The organism is Haloarcula sediminis (assembly GCF_035656455.1).
In the GTDB taxonomy this organism is placed as follows: domain Archaea; phylum Halobacteriota; class Halobacteria; order Halobacteriales; family Haloarculaceae; genus Haloarcula; species Haloarcula sediminis.
In genome coordinates, this window is the sequence record NZ_JAYMGA010000010.1 from 19,840 (window position 1) to 39,149 (window position 19,310).

At 57.8% G+C, this 19,310-nt stretch carries 13 protein-coding genes and 2 pseudogenes; 8 read left to right on the forward strand and 7 right to left on the reverse strand.

The features are described 5' to 3' along the window. Positions 1-7: 7 nt before the first annotated feature. From VJ162_RS15855 to VJ162_RS15870, 4 genes are all read right to left on the reverse strand, one after another. A complete protein-coding gene (locus VJ162_RS15855) occupies positions 8-2,386 on the reverse strand; it encodes a VirB4 family type IV secretion system protein (RefSeq protein WP_324665696.1) in 2,379 nt (792 codons plus the stop codon). A gap of 60 nt (positions 2,387-2,446) precedes the next feature. Beyond that, complete coding sequence (locus VJ162_RS15860; protein ID WP_324665697.1) at positions 2,447-3,865, reverse strand: DUF7139 domain-containing protein; 1,419 nt, start codon at positions 3,863-3,865, stop codon at positions 2,447-2,449. 104 nt (positions 3,866-3,969) lie between these two features. After that, positions 3,970-4,431 (reverse strand): hypothetical protein, encoded by a 462-nt coding sequence (locus VJ162_RS15865; RefSeq protein ID WP_324665699.1) that lies wholly within the window; start codon positions 4,429-4,431, stop codon positions 3,970-3,972. Further along, positions 4,432-4,608 (reverse strand): hypothetical protein, encoded by a 177-nt coding sequence (locus VJ162_RS15870; protein WP_310901724.1) that lies wholly within the window; start codon positions 4,606-4,608, stop codon positions 4,432-4,434. Positions 4,609-5,294: 686 nt separating this feature from the next. Here VJ162_RS15870 and VJ162_RS15875 point away from each other — a divergent pair. Both VJ162_RS15875 and VJ162_RS15880 read left to right on the forward strand, forming a co-directional pair. Beyond that, complete coding sequence (locus VJ162_RS15875; RefSeq protein ID WP_324665700.1) at positions 5,295-5,723, forward strand: hypothetical protein; 429 nt, start codon at positions 5,295-5,297, stop codon at positions 5,721-5,723. A gap of 52 nt (positions 5,724-5,775) precedes the next feature. Next, entirely contained in the window at positions 5,776-8,049 is a 2,274-nt protein-coding gene (locus tag VJ162_RS15880; protein WP_324665701.1) for an Ig-like domain-containing protein, read from the forward strand. A 196-nt stretch (positions 8,050-8,245) separates the two neighbouring features. On the opposite strand, the gene VJ162_RS15885 is transcribed toward VJ162_RS15880, so the two are convergent. From VJ162_RS15885 to VJ162_RS15895, 3 genes are all read right to left on the reverse strand, one after another. Then, positions 8,246-8,686 (reverse strand): hypothetical protein, encoded by a 441-nt coding sequence (locus VJ162_RS15885; RefSeq protein ID WP_324665702.1) that lies wholly within the window; start codon positions 8,684-8,686, stop codon positions 8,246-8,248. A 276-nt stretch (positions 8,687-8,962) separates the two neighbouring features. Beyond that, positions 8,963-9,463, reverse strand: coding sequence for a hypothetical protein (locus VJ162_RS15890; protein ID WP_324665703.1), 501 nt, complete (start codon positions 9,461-9,463; stop codon positions 8,963-8,965). 736 nt (positions 9,464-10,199) lie between these two features. Then, complete coding sequence (locus VJ162_RS15895) at positions 10,200-10,385, reverse strand: hypothetical protein (protein ID WP_147439941.1); 186 nt, start codon at positions 10,383-10,385, stop codon at positions 10,200-10,202. A 278-nt stretch (positions 10,386-10,663) separates the two neighbouring features. On the opposite strand from VJ162_RS15895, the gene VJ162_RS15900 reads away from it, so the two are divergent. The 6 genes and pseudogenes from VJ162_RS15900 to VJ162_RS18530 all read left to right on the forward strand — a co-directional run. Then, positions 10,664-11,065 carry a hypothetical protein gene (locus VJ162_RS15900; protein WP_324665705.1) on the forward strand — a complete coding sequence of 134 codons (402 nt, stop codon included), beginning with the start codon at positions 10,664-10,666 and terminating at the stop codon, positions 11,063-11,065. A 283-nt stretch (positions 11,066-11,348) separates the two neighbouring features. Further along, the gene (locus VJ162_RS15905) at positions 11,349-15,428 is read left to right on the forward strand and encodes a hypothetical protein (RefSeq protein ID WP_324665707.1); all 4,080 of its coding nucleotides are present in this window, start codon (positions 11,349-11,351) and stop codon (positions 15,426-15,428) included. 248 nt (positions 15,429-15,676) lie between these two features. Next, positions 15,677-16,297: pseudogene (locus VJ162_RS18610) on the forward strand (hypothetical protein); the annotation flags it as partial. Positions 16,298-16,555: 258 nt separating this feature from the next. Beyond that, the gene (locus tag VJ162_RS18615) at positions 16,556-17,365 is read left to right on the forward strand and encodes a phage NrS-1 polymerase family protein (RefSeq protein WP_455429322.1); all 810 of its coding nucleotides are present in this window, start codon (positions 16,556-16,558) and stop codon (positions 17,363-17,365) included. A 223-nt stretch (positions 17,366-17,588) separates the two neighbouring features. Next, entirely contained in the window at positions 17,589-17,999 is a 411-nt protein-coding gene (locus tag VJ162_RS15915) for a hypothetical protein (RefSeq protein WP_324665710.1), read from the forward strand. A gap of 199 nt (positions 18,000-18,198) precedes the next feature. Further along, positions 18,199-19,197: pseudogene (locus tag VJ162_RS18530) on the forward strand (hypothetical protein); the annotation flags it as partial. Positions 19,198-19,310 lie beyond the last annotated feature (113 nt).

The window sequence follows — 19,310 nt, forward strand, 5'->3', positions numbered from 1 at the left end:
TGGTTCATCACGCCTCCGACGCCATATCGTCATCACCTGCGTCTTTCGGTTTTTCAGGGTATTGGCTATCAGAGTCACCGACCTCGGGTTCCATTTCCACTGTCAGTTCCTCCTTGTAGTCCGCTTCCATCGCCATCTGAAGGTCCATATCCCGATTCATCACGTGTGGAAGGTCGGTCATATCGAGGTCGTCGTGAAGCTCGACGTTTCGGGCATGGCCCTCCCCCTCGGCGATGTCGACGCCCTTGACGCCCGCGAGCCAGTCCCACGGGTCGAGCGCATCGTCGAGGACCGTGTGTTCGAACGGTCCGCTCCGAATTTCGAGCCGCCGTCGACCGTGAACACTCGTCGCGAGCAGACACTCCGAGTAGTCGGAGTCCTGTCCACGGGCCGCTGTCTGGATGAAGCGAATCTCGTCGGCAGACAGTCCATAATACTCGGCGGTCTCCTCGGAGACGGATTCAGCGTAGAACAGACACTTCACGTCGCAGTTCTCGTACACCTCGCGGCGCTCAGGCGTCCGAACGAACTCGTGGGCTGTCTGGCTCATCAGCGTTAGTCCAGCCTCGTAGTGGCGCGCGTGTCGGATGTAGAGGTTGATCAGGTCTCGTGCAGCTGGTCGTCCCAGAAGGTAGTGTGCCTCGTCAAAGGTCACGTCTACCTTGTACGGGGAACGCTTGGCCTCGAGGTACGCCCACGAGAGCATCGCGTGCAGGATGAGCGGCATCTCGCCTGTGTCGGCGAACGAACTCATATCCATCACGACCAGCCGTGAGGAGAGGTCGAGGTTCGTCTGACCGTTCAGATTGTGGTTGATACCGCCGGGTTTGAACGACTCGAACTTCGGTTGGAGTGAGGTCGCAAGCGCGACGTGGTGTTCGGTCGGGGAGACGATCGTGTCTGAGAACGGGACACCCTTCGCAGCCGTATTACTGACGGATTCCTCCTCGAGTTCGTCGTCGAACACACCGAGGGCTCGGAAGTGTTCGACCTCTTCGTCGTCGATGACACCGGCTTGGGTTGCGGCTTCGATACCGCCGGTCGCGATGACGTTCACGCCCCGAATCAGGTCGTCGATGACTGGTGACTCGTTGCCGTACGTGTCGAACTCTCCGAGGATGATGCCCTTCGAGAGATAGGCGTAGTGGGCTGCCTGAATCAGGATGCCCTCTTCACCGGCAGACATCCCGTCACGCTGTTCGAGGTGCGTGTTCAACATCTCGATGACAGACCGAATCGTGAGGGCATACGTGTCCTCTCCGCCCTCGTATTCGGCCTCAGCAGGCGATGAGATGTCCAGTGGATTCACCGTGTAGTTCCCACCGAAACGGATTACCTCGCCGCCCAGTGACTGAGCGAAGCGTGGGTAGTCGTCGCCGGCGGGGTCGAACAGGATACACTGGACGTTCGGATCGCCGAGCAAGCGACGGTAGATCTCCATCTTCCGGAAGTAGCTTTTACCCGACCCGGTCTTACCCGAAATTGCCATTGAGTGCCCCGACAGAGCGTAGCGGTCGAGGATGACCGGGCGCTTCGTATCGTCGAACCCGAACAGGACCCCCTCTGGATCGTAGATGGACGGTTCGACTAGGTTGAAGAACGTCCCCAGCGCTTCGAGCTGGATCGGATGGCTGTTGTTGATCGTGTCGGTGGCGAGTGGTGCGACGGAGCCCATCGCATCCAATTGTTGGTGTTTCACCGGACTGAGGTCGACGTCCTGTTCGGCGAGGATGGCTTCGACGCGGTCGAGCATCTCGTCCAGTTCGTCTTGGGTATCTGCGACGAGTTCGAGATAGATCGAGACATCGTAGAGCTTGGTCGTCCCTCGGATGGTACTCTGCAGGAGCCGTTCGAGGTCCTGTCGTTCGAGTTCGTCCTGATAGGTATCCGTCCGGCCGCGTTTCTGCTTAACCGCGACCGAAGTAACGGCCTGCGTGTATCGTTTCTGGAGTTGCCGACGAACGTCCTTTGCGGCCCGTGGCCGAACGTGCAAAGAGAGTCGCAGATCGACATCTGCGAGCGTGAGTGGGACGAGCCATCCCAGTCCCACCTTTCGGGGGAACGAGGTGACCGTCAGAATCTGTGAGATTCGGTCATCACGGATTTGGAACTCTGGATAGTCCTGCACGACTCGCGGTGCGATGAGTCGCTTGTCGAGTTCGCCACGCTCTTTCATCGTCTCCATCGGCGTCGCGAGGTCGACATCGTCGGCCTGTAGCTGATAGGCCGCCCACTCGATGTTCTCGGTCGTCGTCTCCTTGCCGAGGAGATTCAGGTAGTCGAGGGCGTGTTGTGTTCCTTCACCCGACAGGCCATCTATCGGGAGCCGTTCGTCACCGTCTTCCGGTGAATCGTTACTGAACGCTTGCGTGATTCGATTGATCATCTCTTACCCTCCGGCTCCGGTTGAGCCAGAGTAACCGCCTCCCGGTGAAGCCCGGGTAGCTCAGACATCTGCCTCCTCCGTCGGAGATTCGTTTTCTCGACTGTCGTCTATTGTCTCATCCAGCTCCTCGAAGTGTTCGAGAACGCTTCTGCGACCGCGCACAGCGAGCGCAACACCGACGACGAGGAGTAGTAACCCAACTGCATAGACCTCGATTACGAACGCCGTCGACGCCGTCGGCGTACTATCCCACTGGAAGGGGTACGCCTGACTGAACAGGTAAACTGCAACAGCGGTCACACCGACGCCGACGAATCCAACAATGGTCGCTCGCTGGCTCGATGGAAGTAGGACAGCAAGGCTCAGCAGGAAGGTCGGAAGGCTTCCCGCTGCGAGACCGAAGGAGGCCTCGCGGACGGCCCAGTAGGACTCAGATCCAGGTTGTCCGCTCCCGAGGAATACTCCGAGTGCTGTCACTGCGAATAGGAGGCTCGCAGTGAACAGCCCGACACCAGCGTACACCGATAGCGGAGAGTGATAGTTCGTTCCGCGACCGATGGGACCGACAGCTCTCGCGTACCAGGCGAGAATTCGCGAGTTGTCGACCTGTTCGACGTACTCTGTCTGGACCCGTCCCTCATATGGGAGGTCACCTGTCGTCTCCGGGCGCGGCTCGGGGTTCTCGTCTGGTTCAAGCAGTGTCGCTTCTCGATCAGCGCTGTCAAACGCTTCTTCGAGATCCAACTGTTCGCCAGTCGCTGGATCACTCAGCGTCTTCTCATCGGGCTGGGTGAAGACGCTATGCTCGAAGGAGATCGGGGGCTCTTGTCCACGATAGACCTGATAGAGGACATCAAGAACATCCGCTCGATTATCGAGAATCGAGGTTTCGACGCGAGTCCGGGGGAGCTGTGAAGCGACTCGCTGTACGCGAGCCCAGACCTCGTCCAAATATTGGTCTTCGTCGTCGACGCTCTTCGCACCACCACCGAATGGGAGTGCATCCGCAATCGCGTCGAAGCGACCCCCCTCGTCGTCCTCTTCTTTCATGACCGCGACGGCAACGAAGAATCGACGATCTCTGACATTCGCGAGCGCAATCGTTCGGTCGAGCCACTCCGCGTGAGCCACGCGCCCGTATTCGAGGAGCGTCGAGTCAGCGACGTGATCGATGTCTGGCTGAGGCGTCGTGCCCGTCGCAGCGATGCCCCCGTCAGTGGCGTGAGCCTCGACGATGTCGTCGGATAGCTCTCCGCCGTCCTCTGCAGGGATGGCTGTCGGTTGTCCCGTCGGCGCGCCCAGCGCCTGCGGCCCAATGAAACGTTCGAGGTAGTGGTCCCCGTCGAATCGGGTTGTCAGCGTGAGGAACTGCGTCGGGAACTGCAATCCCCGCAGGAACGTCATGTAGGAGATATAGAGGCTGGTCCGTCGCTCTTCCGAGAGGGTCAGCCACTCGCGGGGCTCGATTTCGACGAGCATCGTGTACGCTGTCGGCGTCTCGATGACCCCGCCATCTCGGACGTTCTCGAAGTTGAGCAGATCGAGCGTGGACTGCTCGCTACCACCTGCGCTACTCTGTAGATTCATCGGTCGTCTCCCGTCGCCGGACTGTCGAGATCTGGTCGCGTTGCGTCAAGGACGCCTTGGTAGGCGAGATCTGTTCCACTGCCACTCGCTGCGTGATCTGCCCATCCCGGCGGTCGCGGTTGGGTGAGCCAGTCGTCTTGGGTCTCTCCAATACCGAGATCGCCATGTTCCGGGTCAGGGTGGCGCCAGACGTAGACGTTCGATCCAGTCTTGAAACGGAACACAGCATGGGCGTACCGAAGCGGTCGCTGGCCGGGCGGCGTCTTCACGAAGATCAACCCGCCGATCCCGATACCGATGACGAACAGCGGGAAGGTGAACAACAGCGGGAAGCCAACCGTGTATAGGACGGCACACGGCGCTAACGGGATTGCCAGCGATTCTGCGAGGCGTGTAATCGAGAACCCGAGGAACTTCGACTCCAGAAGATTGCTCGCGACTGGCACAGGGTCGGGCATCTAATCACCCTCCGCGTCGTCACAGGCTTGCTCTTCGGTCGGAAGCACGCCGCCGTCTTCTAATCGCTCGGCTCCCTTGATCAACATCCCACGCCAGTTGACGCCGTGATGTTCGCGAACCGCGTCTAACTGGGCGAACTGCTCGTCGTCCTTGATGATAATCCTCGTCGACGTCATCGCTCGACCTCAACTGGACTGAATTCATCCACGGATGAGCGTTCGTGGTCGGCTCCGTTGTTGAGCGTTCGCAGCGCCCCCCGTGAATCGAACAGTGAGGCAGCCCCATTTTGATCCCCAGCAGAGCTATCTGGACTTTCGTGTCTGCCAGATTCAGGGAGTTCCTCGCTTCTTTGACTGTCGTGCTGGTGTGACCGATCGGTCGTGGAGGCTTGAGAAGATGCTGTCGCAGCATCGCCTCGATTTCGAGCGGTGAACCAGTTCTCTCGCCCTTCGAGACGCTTGGCCCCTTGCATTAGCATCCCACGCCACTGCACGCCGTACTTGTCTCGGATCGATCTGAGTCGGTGGTACTCGGTCTCGTTTCTGAACCGAATCTCGATTTCAGGCATTCTCGACTCACCACCCTCAGCTGGCACACTCGACTAGCGAGTCGGCACTCAGGAGCGATAGTTCGATAGCAGTCATGACTGGTAGCAGCGTTCCGGATGGAAGCGATAGGACTGCCCCAGTTGTGGGTACTGTTTGGTAGTGCATCACACCAGCCATCGGTGAGGCACCCATTTGTTTATTTCAGGAATGCGTATGACGTATTCCTGCGGACGGCGCACTGTTGCGCCAGGAGCAAGCATGCGATTTCCGCATTCTTGGAGGACTTTTCTCACGGTACAGCCTCCTCGATAGCGATGACTCTGCCTACACCTTCCCCCTTTCACCTCTTGCTGCCGTTCGCTAGCGACCTTCCTGATTTGATGCTCCCGGTTACGGGACCACTGACAATCCCACTGGAACGATTCCACATCGCTGGTGATGTTTTAGGCTCATTCGCAGACCTCGGTTGGCTGTATCTCTCCGCATTCCAGCTGTCGAGCCCGGAGACAATATTAGCAGTCGTCGATTTCAGCTCGATGCTGGATTTCCCGCCGTGGACAGCGACAGTATTCGTCTACGCCGGACTCGTCCTGCTAGTACTAGGTCTGATGGCCTGGCTCGGGAGCCACAGCCTCTATCGCCGTGCGTGGGGTCGACGAATCGCGATGTCTGGCGGCGGGCTGTTCGTCGTCGGGACCGCCTTCCGGACGTTTGTGGACCTCTTACAGTATGTCCTCGGGTAACTCTCGTGAGGGCCGTTCGTCCGACTCGAAACTACGTCAAGTAGCCCGTGATATGAAACGACTGAGGCAGCTTTTAATCTATTCTGTCGGGAACTTCGCGAAGAAACGGCTCGTCGTCGCCGTCATCACTTTGCTCTTAGTCTTCAGTGCGCTCATTGGAGCAGCGGCAGGCGATCTGCTCATCCCCAGTCCAGAACCCGGTGTCGAAAGGGACTACGACGACACGTTTCGGGTATTGGCGAGTAACGACCCCGACCCTGGTCGGGGATCCAGTGTCGTTCAGGTCTACGAATACGGCGAGAACGGAACAATCAGCGAAGTCAATCGGACCGTAGGTACCCAACCGGTCCAACTCTGGGACTCGAACATCCAATCACGCGATGCACTGCTTATCGCGAACGAGTCCGATATGTACCAATCCGGCCTCAGCGGATTTGTCCAAGTCCCCTACCGGGACCAGTGGACGCCCCTTCGAGATTGGTGGGGCGGAGAGTTCCGCATTCTCCCGATCTATACTGCTGACCCGAGTCGAGCGACGAGTACCGACGGCCAGTACACCGTCGAAGTCCGACACCCGAACGGCTGGTGGAATCCGGTGTACAACGCTGATATCGAACGAGTCGACGGCGAACTCACCGTCACAAATCCAGACGAGGCGCTCGTTCTCTCCTCGTACTACAGTACTGTCATCGACCGCAAAATCCAGATCATCGAGTCGCTGCTTCAACACTCCGAACTGGCACCCAGTGACTCTGCAGCGCGAAGTACCTCTGTCGTGCCTACACAGAACGGCGTTGAGGTATTCCCAACCACCGACGGCGCGGACGTTGACCTCCAGTGGCAGTCGGGCTCTCATTCGCTTGTCCGTGATGCGTATGTCGGCAACATCGACGTTATCCCGGGTGTCTGGCACGACGGTCGGTACGTCACCCAGAGCCAACAATTCACTACGTATATTCCGTGGGATTACCGCGTAGAGGCGCCAGCTGATTACAGCGAGAGCGGAAGCTGCACCGTCACTCGTCGAACCGAGGAGGGGAACACGACGGCTACCTCCAACGGCACCGCGTCGTTGAATCGCTGGGCCAATTACCGGATTATCGACTCGAACGCGTCGGTTGTGAACGTGTCAGCGGGTAATAACAGTCTGGACAGAAGCCAGCCGGGAATGTGGACGACGATGAATTACACAACCTCTCGACCTCGCCACCTCCCGCCAGGAACCTACGACCTCACTGCCACTCTTCGAATCGAGGTTGAGATGGAAACTCACTATGGCGTATCTAGCTCGGAGTGCTCCGAGTGGGACACGCGACGGACGGTCAATCGGGTGGTCGAACTCGAATACTCTGTCCCCATTGAAACGGTCAACAGCGACGACCTCTCTATCGACGTCCAGGTGTACGACCGACCGGGTCGAGATATTGTCGCAGTGAACTGGAGCGGCGAGCAGGGTCTCGCGGCCGGCGCAGCTGCCTGGGAGGATATCGAAACCCAGATCGGCGAGAAAACGATGTACGTTACGGCGCCGTGGCGATTCTACTCCGTCGCTCGGAATACGCACGTCGAAGAGCGAACCCGAAGTGGGACGACCCAGGTCGATGCCTCACACTCATACGACGGGGCGTACCCGGCGATGCTTCGATATCGGATGAGTCCTGCGAGCGTAGGCGTTCTCGCTGAACAATCTGCAGACCAGCGTATCTGGTGGGAGACGACATACGCCGCTCAGAACCGATCTGTTCCGTCAGCGTCGCTACCGAGTACTATCGTTGCCCCCGAGAATACGGAACCGACCTACCTCTACGACCAGTACGCAGGTATCCTGAAAAGCACGGACCGCACGATGGGCGAGACGGTAAGTGCTCAGGCGGGCGATGTCTGGGGGCTTCCCGTCGATACCTCTGTGAGTGTCGTTCGCTATCAGGAGTCACAACTTACGATTACAATGAATCACAGTGCCGGGACGGCCGAGATGTTCCTCTCCGATTCTGCTGGGAACCCAATCCCGAACCGACTGCTGAGTCTCGATGGAGCCAGCGTACAAAACGTGACGACGGATGCGAACGGACGGGCAACAGCCCCTATCTCAGGAACACTGGTTCGTGCTCACTTTGCGGGCGATAACTGGCGCGAGTCTCGTTCCCAGTACTATCTGGAGGCTCGCTCATATGGCGTCTCGCCCGCGTCATTCGTTGCAGGGAGTACCGACCTCTTCGGCTATCTCGATGCGGCGATTTCGAATACGGTCGTCTTCATAGAATGGCTCGTCCTCGGAATCTTCGCGCTGTTCTGGATGCGATTCATGCGTGAGAAACCCGCTTGACCATCTTTCAATGAACTGGGATTCTTTTAGGATGTATGGGGCGGTTCGATTACACTGACACGTGGATCAGCCCCTCGGTCAATACAGTGAACTCACATATCAGCCAACCCGCTGACTTACCCGACAACTGTCAGGAACGCCGTGCGAGATACAGAGCTTCAGCACGGGGGGAAGCCTGAGCTACGGAAAACCGATTTTATTCGGTTTCAGGAGTCTCTTTGGCCGCCTCAAGTTGGTGCTCAACGCACCACAGGTAGAGTTCGCGCTTTAATTCCCCAGAAGCGTCGTGGCCTGAATTAGAATCGAACAACCTCCCAAGCCGCCAACCGAGGTTATGCCATGACAACGACTCATACGTTGAGTCTCCGAACGTCTCGCCGTTTGCGGCTTTTGTCCATCCACCTTTGAACGCTCCGAGTCGGTCATCCTCTGGGTCTGGAAAGACGCGCTGGTCGTCCTCTTTATTGTACGTTAGTCCTAGGAATCGTGGGGACTCTGGGGTATTAACCTCAATTTCGTCGCTAAGTTCGTCTGCACCGAACAGCATGAGTCCTTTCCATTCCAACCCATGCTTTTCTTTGATTTCAGTTAGCTCCTGATACTGCTCATCGTTAACGCTGAATCTTATATCTGGCATTTTATGCGTTTGCACCTCAATACACACTTCATTCTTAATTCACTTAAAGTTTTGGAGTGAGTTCTATTTCCACCTCCGTGTAGAGAAAATGGAGCATTTCTACTGGCTTGCTGACCACGGCTAAGAGTGCTGTATATGCGCCCTGTTTTCAACACTCTCTGTATCTGCCAGAGGAGCTGGCGCTCAATGAGCAGGCCTACCGAACGGCTAATTCGTTGTAGTTCGGCAGAAACTATCTGTCTGAATCGTTCTGTGATAGACCCTTCTATCGAACAATCAGATCCCGTAGATGCCTGCAAAGACAGAGAATAGTGTTCCTCCCATTGAGATGCCAATCATCACAAGACCCCATGTTACACCGCGGTACCCGCGAGCACAGGTTCGACTGTGACGTGAGCCACCAGCCCAGAGTGCAGCCCCTAGCGAAAAGCAAGCCAGACCCAGATAAGATAGGATTCCTGACGCTGCCTGGGCTATTGGGAGCAGTCCAGAAGTCTCGCTCGCCCCGTAAGGCCAAGCCGGTGGGAGAAACCCAGTCTCTCCCATGATGAAGGCTACGAGATCATAGAACGCGTTGATACCGAGGATTGCAACGAGAGCGGCGGCGGCTCCGATCATCATTCCCCGATAGCGGATTGACAGACGTGAGTCCGATTTCGTGGTGAAGAAGCCGATGATTCCGACGACGAGGAAAATCATCGCCAGATATCTGGCCGTCACCTCTGCGACAGTGAACAGCCGAAACGCGGGGTCAATGACCTCAGAGACAGACGGCATTGTTCCTCCTATTCAGTTACTGGAAAGCAAAAACACTCAGAATGTGCGTATTCCGCACTCCACACGATTGTAGGGACATCTGCATTTCAATGCAGGTCGTGCCATTCAAAATTCATAAAACAGATACTGATAAATACATCCGAGGAGTAGAATCCCAATGCGGCAGATGTGTACACTAATCAGTATAAAACCAACCAGAGTGGACTACTGAAGGCCTTAGGAGGGTGCGGTAAGTCCACGGCGTTCTGAAATGTTGGCATCCCGATTCCGGGATTGCTGAACAGTGTCTGTTTGCCGCTGATCCTCACAACTAGCGTAGCCCTCGCCAACGGTCTCAATTTCGTGACCTTGCCGTCGATTTACCCGATAGACGGGTACGTTAGTTCAGTTGCTCTTCTGCCAGCATTGGGTAGAAATAGTAAAACCATTCAGTTCCACTTGACTTGCAGGATAGCTGGCAGTTATATGGGTTGACCAGACAGGGTCATGTGGACACACTACCTTTCACTCGAACAGCTCCCAACCCAGTGTGTCCATTGAATTGTCAGAGGCAACCAAGTGGCCTCTCCTGACCCCGAGGGGCCATATTTCGTCTGTACTGTCCGGACATGGGGAGTAAATCAACACTCTGAAAACTATTCTGTGGTGTCTTCTGCGAAACCCCAAAATTCGGGATGTAAGTCGCGTATCGGCCGATGACGGCTGTCCCCCACTCTGTCGATGGCAGAATGAGGAGCTAGACGCGACCTCGTTCGAACGTTCTGTACTGCGCGTTGAGTTCTTCAGCCGAGGCGAACTCTATCTCATCGAGCAGTTCGTTCACTGCTTGGTCGTAGGACTGTCGGTCGAGGAGGTTTCGGTTGCTGTACGCCCGAAGGCGGTCGCGCGTTCCTTCTTTCACAGGAATCGAGTATCGGCTCATCGCGACTGTCCCCGCTGGCTGTTCAGCCTACCCCTTTTAGTGGTATACGGCATGGTGGTCACTCTTGTTCGACTACAGATCGGGACCGCAACTACTTGCTCAATCTGTGTGGGTGTGTACCAAGCATAACTGTTTCCCCTCAATACCCTCATAGAGCGCATATATTGCCGAAAATCTGCGCACCTGTGCGCCCGCCGCAACCTTGCGGCCGCTGTAAGATTGCGAAAGCCGCATTCCTGAAACAAATATTATAACTTCCAGCTTACGCCCGGTGTGCAATGACGACCCAGCACACTACAGACCCCGACACCGATTCGAATAGTATCCGCCGTTTCCGGCGAGTCCGTGAATTCGAGAGCCTTCTCGTCACCGCCTTCCTCTCGCTGATGTTCTTCGTCAGCCCAGCAGCCGCACAATCGACAGGCCCCACCGGTGGGTCCGGTGGTTCTGTCGCTGGCTGGGAGACGATTCTTACTAATCTCTACGACGTTGTCTACACGACGCTCCAGTACGCTGGCCTCACTGTACTGGTACTTGGAATCATCGTCTGGCTCACTGCTCGGACGAACTCCCAGCGCTCCGAGACGGGAATGAAGCTGACGCTTGGCGGCGGTGCAATGGTCATCGCGTACTTCGGCCTCGGCGCACTCATTTCCCTCCTCGAATTCATCGCAGGGTGAGTCCGACGGTCCCAGAACGTGATTCCTTTCGAGGCGCCTCGTGACCGGATTTCATACCGCCGTTGCGGTGTATTCCACCCGCCGAGACGTGCACTTTACCTAGTCGGTGGAACTGCTTCCCGGCTGGTCGCTCCACAGCATTGCTCACCATTTCTACCGTGACCCTCTTTCCAAACATGTACACACTAACCCACAATCCGCTGTATCGCCGCCTCAGCCAGCTACTCGCTGCGCAAGAATTCCCTCAACCGTGGTCGCTGATTCCCCCGGAGTGGTGGTCCTCATGACAAACGAATCGGGACCGTACCGTCGATCTGGCTCTGGAGAGCATGAACCACGGCTACCAGATATCGATGACTCCGAGATCCAGAACGCGGTTTCGACACGTATCCACGGTCGGACGAGTGACAACGTCGGCCCAGACGGGGATGATCGAGACGCCAGTGGTGGAGCCGACGAGAGTCACTCAACCACTTCCCCGGTCAATGAACCAACCCAATCGGACGGTGATTTGGACGGGCCTGGTTCTGGTGACTTATCCGACAACGCTGACGATGATGGGTTCCGCCCGTATATCAAAATCACTCCGGCTCGTGAGCAGGTAACGCCAGACCACGTCGTCAAGGGACTCTATGGCCTCTATCGAGCTGGCAGTGGCCGAGAGATGCCGTTCCATCTCGAACGCCGGCTCTCGTTCGTGAGCACGCAGCGGACGTTCGAGTTCCTGATTCACAAGCCAGCAGATACCCGTCGTTTCGACTTCTACCTCGGCGTTCGGCCTTACGAGGTCGAGGCACTCGAACACCTTGCAGCGAACGTTCGGGCGATGTATCCCGAGAGCTTCCACTTCGAAATCGTCCCGTTCGCCACGACCGACATCTTCGTCGACGACGTCGAGCCCGCTGGTGCGACGCTCGCGGATCTGGCCGCATTCGACGGTATCGACGAACTCGTTGAACTGGACGGCTTCGAACCAGACCTTCTCGACACAGCTGAAGATACTGGCGACGAATCTCGACGTGGCGCGAATGGCGACCCGACGCCGCCGGCGATGGTTCGCTGGGAGGGCGTTGAGACGAAGAACAACGACTGGATGACGTTGCTCTCGCAATTCAGCGAGATCTCAGTCGATATCGAGGATTCGTTCCGGTCACCGCTGAGTGTCCTCCTCGAACAAGCCACGGAGACGGACGAACCGTTTGTCTTCCAGGCCGTCTTCACACCTCGTCGTGACTGGACGAAGGAAGCAGAGGTCCAGAAACGGAATCTCAAGATGGGGACGACTGGTGTCTTGAGTTCGTTCAAGCAGGAGGCAGCCGCGATGCTCCTTGGCACATCGGAAGAAGAGCGACGGCAGCGTCACCGGCCCGATACGCCCGAGCAGATCGGTGGCACCATCTCCGGCGGCGGGGACGGACAATCAACCCGACACAGCCGCATGGGACAGATCGACCTGAAACAGCCGACCGTGACGTTCGACGTCTCCCTACGAGCGGCCGGCGAACCGAGCATTGTGAACGGCATCACAGGAGCATTCACCGCTCTCAGTGGTCCGTACTACGGCGTCGAGGGGGCGAATATCGGCCACGTCGGGGGTGAGTTCGATGTCTTTTGCCGGTCGCGACTGAGTACGACGAGTATTCGAGAGCGCTTCCAGAGCAAGAACCCGATCATCGTGGCTAGCCCGGACGAACTCGCGAACTTCGTAACTGTACCCAGCACGGGCGCGCTGCCGAAGGCGAGCCGTGGTGCGTCTGGTGGCGCTCCAGACGCTCGCTCGCCGCTCACCGCGACCGACGAAGAGTTGCTTGCGGAATTCGACTCTGGGATGTGCATCGGCGAGGCTGAAACGGCATCGCCCGACCGCGACAACATCCCCATCAGTCTCACTGCGGAGCAACTCACCCATCACGTACTCAGAGCGTCGACGACGGGTGGCGGGAAGACGACCGCGATGATCAACGACGGTCTCAGCGCGTACGACCAACTCGACGGGCCGACATTCATCTTCGACAAGAAGGGCGGCAGCATGGCGACAGAGTACAAACGAGCGCACTTCCGGCAGTTTGGCGATCTTGACGACATCGTCCATCTCCCGGTTCCAGGGCCGAACGGCGAACTGCCCGCGTTCCCGTTCTTCGACATCCGGCCCCAGATTGCGGCCGGCATGAGCCGTGAGGCAGCTGTTCAGGAGAAAATCGACCGCTACAATGAACTGCTGGAGTACGTCCTTGGTGACGAACAACACAACCAGGCATTCGTCGCACAGGAGATTCTTAGCAACCTCATTAGTGCGTTGTTCGACCCGGTGTACGGCCAAGACGCATACGCCATCAGCGACCTCCTCGATGCAGCTACGAAGATGCAGACCGACCAGAAAGTTCCAGAGGTCAGCGATCCAGAGCTTCACGCGACGCTCACGCGCCACTTCAGTGCCGAGGAACGCCGGTTCGCCACGTCTATCGATGCCGTTCTCAACCGCATCACGAAGCTGAAAGAGCGGGACTTCATCTGGCGGATGCTAAACTTCGTTCCCGAATGGGACGGCGAAGCCCAGCGGTATGCTGACGAGCAGATGCTGCTTGACCTCGATGGGCTCCTCGACTCGAAGTCGGTCGTGCTGATCGATACCGGTGAGTTCCGACCCGCGTCGAGCAACGTCTTCACGGTGCTGATGCTGGATTACCTCTGGTCGTGGGTGCGACTCCGGAAGCGATGGAACCGGACTGTCCTCAGACCTGCCGACGGCTACTGTGTGAACCTGATCATCGACGAGGCCGCACCGATTATGCAGTCCAGTCTCGTCCGTGACGAGATGATTCCTGACGCTCGTGAGTTCGCTCTCGCGTTCGAGCTTATCGTTCACTTCCCGGAGCAGGTCAAACGTGACGCACTCGATACGCGGGCCTACAAGGAAATTCTCCGCAACATCAACACCAAGCTCATCGGCAAGCTCGCAATCGACGATGAGCTGGCGACGACGCTGTTCCACGAAGAACTCGATGCTGTCGCCCTCTCGAATCGGATTGCGTCACTCCCTCGCGGTGAGTGGCTCGCACAGCTACCCGACACCGGCTTTATGACCGACACGCCGGAACTGGTGACACTCAAGCCGCTACCCGTCCCGGACGGACACACCGATGGAGAGGAGTCGGTCGATGCGGGCACGTACACTCCGACGGCAGAGATGACTTTCCAGGAGGCAGACGAACTCCAGTGGTCACGTACTCGATTCACGTATTGTCTCGTCCCAGGCGTCAACAGCCCGCCGGATGCCGCCCAGCGTGCAGCCCGCTATGGAACCGGGCCGATGAACAGCGCGACGACTGAACGACCTCCGAGGCGTCCGGACGGAGACCAGAATCCCGACAGGCCAGACTCCGAAGAAATAGACGAGCCCCGGAACTCGGATGAACACGACTCTCAGGTGGAGCTCCATCCCGACTCTGCTATTGGTGGGGCTTCCAACGAGTTCGGAACCGTTCTCGGAACCGGCTCGCCATCACAGGATCACTTGGATGAGTCGAAGGAGAGGGACACCTCCGGAACGGAGGGCCCTACCGCAGATGCCACACACCACGTCTCTGATCTTCCAGCGACACCGGGGCCTGCGAAGAATCTTGACCGGACAAGTGACCTGACAGACACAGCACGGCAGTTCCTTCGAGACGTGATCGCAGGGATCAACGGCGAACTGGACGGGTACGATCTGACGCAGTCGATGACGGCCATCCGGGATGCGATAGAGGGAGAGGTTGACGAAGAGCAGTTGGTGGAAGACGGACTCCTCGAAATCCAGCGTGTGTACGGTCGGAAGTATTACTACGTGCCTCCAGCGGGACAGGCCGCAGTCAGCAGGAAGATTTACGCGGGCCGGAACAACGGAGACCTCTTCGAGAAAACGGCTCACAAGGTCTACGTCGAGTACATCGCCCGCCACCTGCGAAATCGGGGACTTCTCGTCGAAACTTACTACGAGCCGATGGCCGGCGGGATGGTCTTCGACGTCGCCGCATTCCTTCCGCGTGACGACGGAAGCCGAACGCTTGCGGTGATAGCTGAGGTGGTGACGAATATCCGTCCGGAATTGATGGTCAAACACTACGACGATCTCGCATCGTTCGAAGGGGTCAGGAAGATGTGGGTAGTCCCGCATACGGACGTCGCCCACGAAATCATCAGAGCACTGGCCGATGCTGGACGCCTTGAGAACGTCCCTCACAAAACTACCAAAAACTATGCACGTCTCTCCGAGGAGGCGTTCGACAATCCCCGCGAATGGCGATTCGTCGGCGGTCGCAATATCATCGAATCAGTCGACCAAGCTGAGGAGGACTCAGAGGGCCATGATCTGCGTCACTAGTTGGGCGCACCGGGCGCTCTATAGAGTCTCTAAAGCGACCTCCTGCTTTCCTGCGTCTATCGACGAAACACCTAGAATAGGTCTTGGAAGGAGAGGGAACGCAGGTCCGCACGAGCAGCGCGCAGTCATACGGTTTTGGGCGCACGGGCTCGTTTCGGAGGGGGCACAGAGCGCACAGCGCCGCACTGAGATTTATCGCGATACCGAATCGGCCGTGAATACGACAGAAGCAGTTCCCCGTTCCATCCATGTCCAGCAGTGAAATCGACGAGCGTTTGATTCCAGATAGATTGGCCGAGTGTGAGCAATGGATCTGTTGGCAGGAGGTCGAACGTGATGGAAAGCCGACAAAGGTTCCGATCAAGCCCTACCACACCAGCGGGACATCGAACGCCAGTGCGACAGACCCCGCAACGTGGCGTGATCGCCAGAGTGCGCTCGAGTTCCATCAGAGCGACCGTGTCGATACGGATGGGATTGGATTCGTCTTCACCCCCAAGATATCTATCGTCGGCGTTGACCTGGATGACTGCCGTGATCCTGCTACCGGCGACCTCACTGACTGGGCCCGTGACATCGTCGAGCGGCTTGATTCCTATACTGAGGTCTCTCCATCTGGACGCGGTGTTCACGTCCTCCTCGAAGGAGAACTTCCGGCGGGTCGTAATCGGCGTGGTGACGTCGAGATGTACGACGAGGCTCGGTTCTTCACCGTCACGACCAACCATGTCGACGGGACGCCTGAGACGATTGCTCGCCGGCAAGACGCATTGCTCGGTGTTCACTACGAATACGTTCAGACATCACCCGATTCGGATACTGAGGCAGTTGACCTTGACCAGGCAGTCGACGCGGCAGCGGAGACTGGAAACGAGGCACAAGGTGGAGAATCTACTGGCGATGGACCCAATAAAGAACTCGGTGACGGGAAACCACAAGCTCTCGGTTCGAAGTCGAGTCTGTATGCTCGCTATGGCCTCGATTTCCCGGACATAGAAGATCCGGCGCTCGAAGTCGCCCTGCACAGTTCCAGCGTAGATGTCCTTCCCGATGATCCTCCCACTACACTCGACGAAATCGCCGGTCCAGGTGTTGACCTCGATGATGACGCACTCTTGGAGCAGGCGATGGCCTCGAAAAGTGGCGACACCATCGCAGCACTCTACGATGGAGACAGGGAACTCTGGGCCTCGCCCGAGAGCCGATATCCGTCACAGTCGGAGGCAGACATGGGACTGTGTTTCTACCTGGGGTTTTGGACCGGTGGCGATCCCGAACGGATGGATCGCTTGTTCCGCGATTCCGGCCTCTACCGGGGCAAGTGGGATCGAGTCCACTTCGCGAACGGCGCGACCTATGGGGACGTCTGTATCGCCCGGACGCTCCTGACTATTGATGACTACTACACACCGCCAACGGACCATGAGCGTTCAATACCCGACGACCGAGACGAAAATCTGGGTGAGACGGCACTCTCGGAGGAGCCAGCTCATGACGCTGGTTCTGATCCCGTGGATACTAACGCCTTTGACGACGCTCGTCGTTTAGCCGCAAAGGTACAACGTCAGCAGCGTGAACTTGACGAGAAGCGTGAGCGGATTGCAGAATTAGAGGCTTGTCTTCATCAGTATCGGACAGTTCTCGGGATTGACCCTGCCAGCGAGAAGACTCTCCTCGGAGAAATGAGGGGCCCAGACACTGTCACCAGCAACGGGAGTCGAAGTAACCCAATACACCAGTCCTCGACTGGACGAAATGGTGACAGTGAATCCAACGACAGTGCCGAGCTACATTCGAATGGCCGGGGGAAGGACGACGGGGAGAATCCGGCTGGCGATGACGGCCTCCCGTCTCGTGAAGAGGTTGGTGGGGCCTCAGAAGAGGAGAAACCATCCTCAAGCAGACTACTCGACCGCCTTCGCCGGCGACTATCTTGAGACACCATGATAGTTGAATTGCACTCACCGGATTGTACAGATGGCATCACACATGGTATGGCTGCATATCCCCTCACAGTAGTTCGGGGAACGTCAGACACGTGCCCGAGTCATTGAGCGTTACGTCGACAAAGGCATCTCTCGAGAAGAGGCCAAATGGACTATTTAATGGCCAAGATTGCAGAAAGCTATACACTGGACTTCCCCTAACGGTCCAGATACGATGGTACGCCCGGACCCTGGGACGCTCCAAGATGCGGCCCGCTACGCCGAGGCCGTGGCTGATCGCGGCATAGACACGACCAACGCCAACGCGCTTGCAAAGATGCGGAACGCGCTGATCAGTCTGGAGAACATGGCTGAAGAAGCACGTAAGCAGGTGATTGAACCTGCGTTAGATGACCAGATGGATGTCGGAGACAGCGTGGCCGACGTGCAAAGGCTGGAGGGCGAGCAGCCAACCGTGACTGACAACGCGACCGCTTTGGAGATGCTCGAGGAAGCCGGCGCAGATCCGGCGGGGGTAGTGAGGATTTACCCAAAGCAATTCATCGACGCCGTCGATGGAACCGGCGTCGATCCCTCGGCGGTCATCGATCGCGAGGAGTACACATTTTACCGCCGGGACGGGTGAGTGAGCGAGCACGCCGAAGAAAATCGATGGAACTGATTCTCCCAGACTGCTCTCAGATTTCGTGGCCTGTTGGCGACTGATTCTGGGATTTATCATACCCAAGGGGATGAGGAGAATCAGAGAGAGCGACGAAAAGACACCCTGACAGCGAATCAGTGTGTCTCGAACGCTTACTCCAGTTCCTCCTCGGAGAACAACGATGTCCAGTACTGTTGCCCCTGACCTGCAGGATCGTATCCAGACCATCAGCGACGCATTTGCGGCGTTCGACGAATCCCGAGTCGCCGGCGGAAGTGACCCGACGTTCGTCCTCGACCAGCGCGATATCGAGGACCAACTGGAGCGGATGTGCGCCTACCGAGTTCCGGTGGACGAGGCTGTTCGAACCGTCGTTCGGAAGGCCTGCACCGATGCCAACCTCGACCGGGACGACCTCACCGACGACCTCGCCAAACTGGCGGGCTACGGCGGCCGTCCCAAGAAGGCCACTCGGACGATGCTCAACAGCATCGATGAGGCCGACAAGTGGGTCGACGTCGTCGCCGAAGTCGTCGAACTGTGGGAACCCCGGAGCGAAAAGATAGCTCAGGTCGGACTGCTGGGTGACGAGTCCGGCCGACTCAAGTTCGTCGCGTGGGCCAGTGCCGACCTGCCGGAACTCGAAGAGGGTGGCACCTACAAATTCGAGAGCGTCGTCACCGACGAGTACCAGGGCCGGTTCTCGGTGAGTTGCAACTCAGCCACCTCGATCAGCGAGACAGACCAGTCCGTCGAGGTCAGCGACGGCACGACCGAACTCGTCGGGAGCATCGTTGACGTCCAGGAAGGTTCGGGCCTCATCAAGCGTTGTGGACAGGATGACTGCACTCGCGTTCTCCGGAACGGTCGGTGTGCCGAACACGGGCAGCGAGACGGCGACTTCGATCTCCGAATCAAGGCGATCCTCGACGACGGTGAGCGGTCGGTCAGCGTGCTGTTCAACGAGGTAGCGACGGAAGCGGTCACCGGCATCTCGTTGGACGATGCGACGACGATGGCGATGGACGCACTCTCGACTGATGTCGTTGCCGACGAGATCAGCGAGCAGCTCCTGGGTCGCCGGTTCCGACTCACTGGTAGCGTCTTCGGGACGTACTTCCTCGTCGACGAGGCTGAAGAGACCGACGCTGTGTCGGCTGGGCTGGATTCAGATGCAGTCGAACCCGCGCTCACCCAGCGCCAGCCAGCTACGCGGCTCTTGGCTGATGAGCTCAACGCGACTACGCACACGTTCCAAGAATCCGACGAAGAGCGCGCTCCTGTGTACGGCCT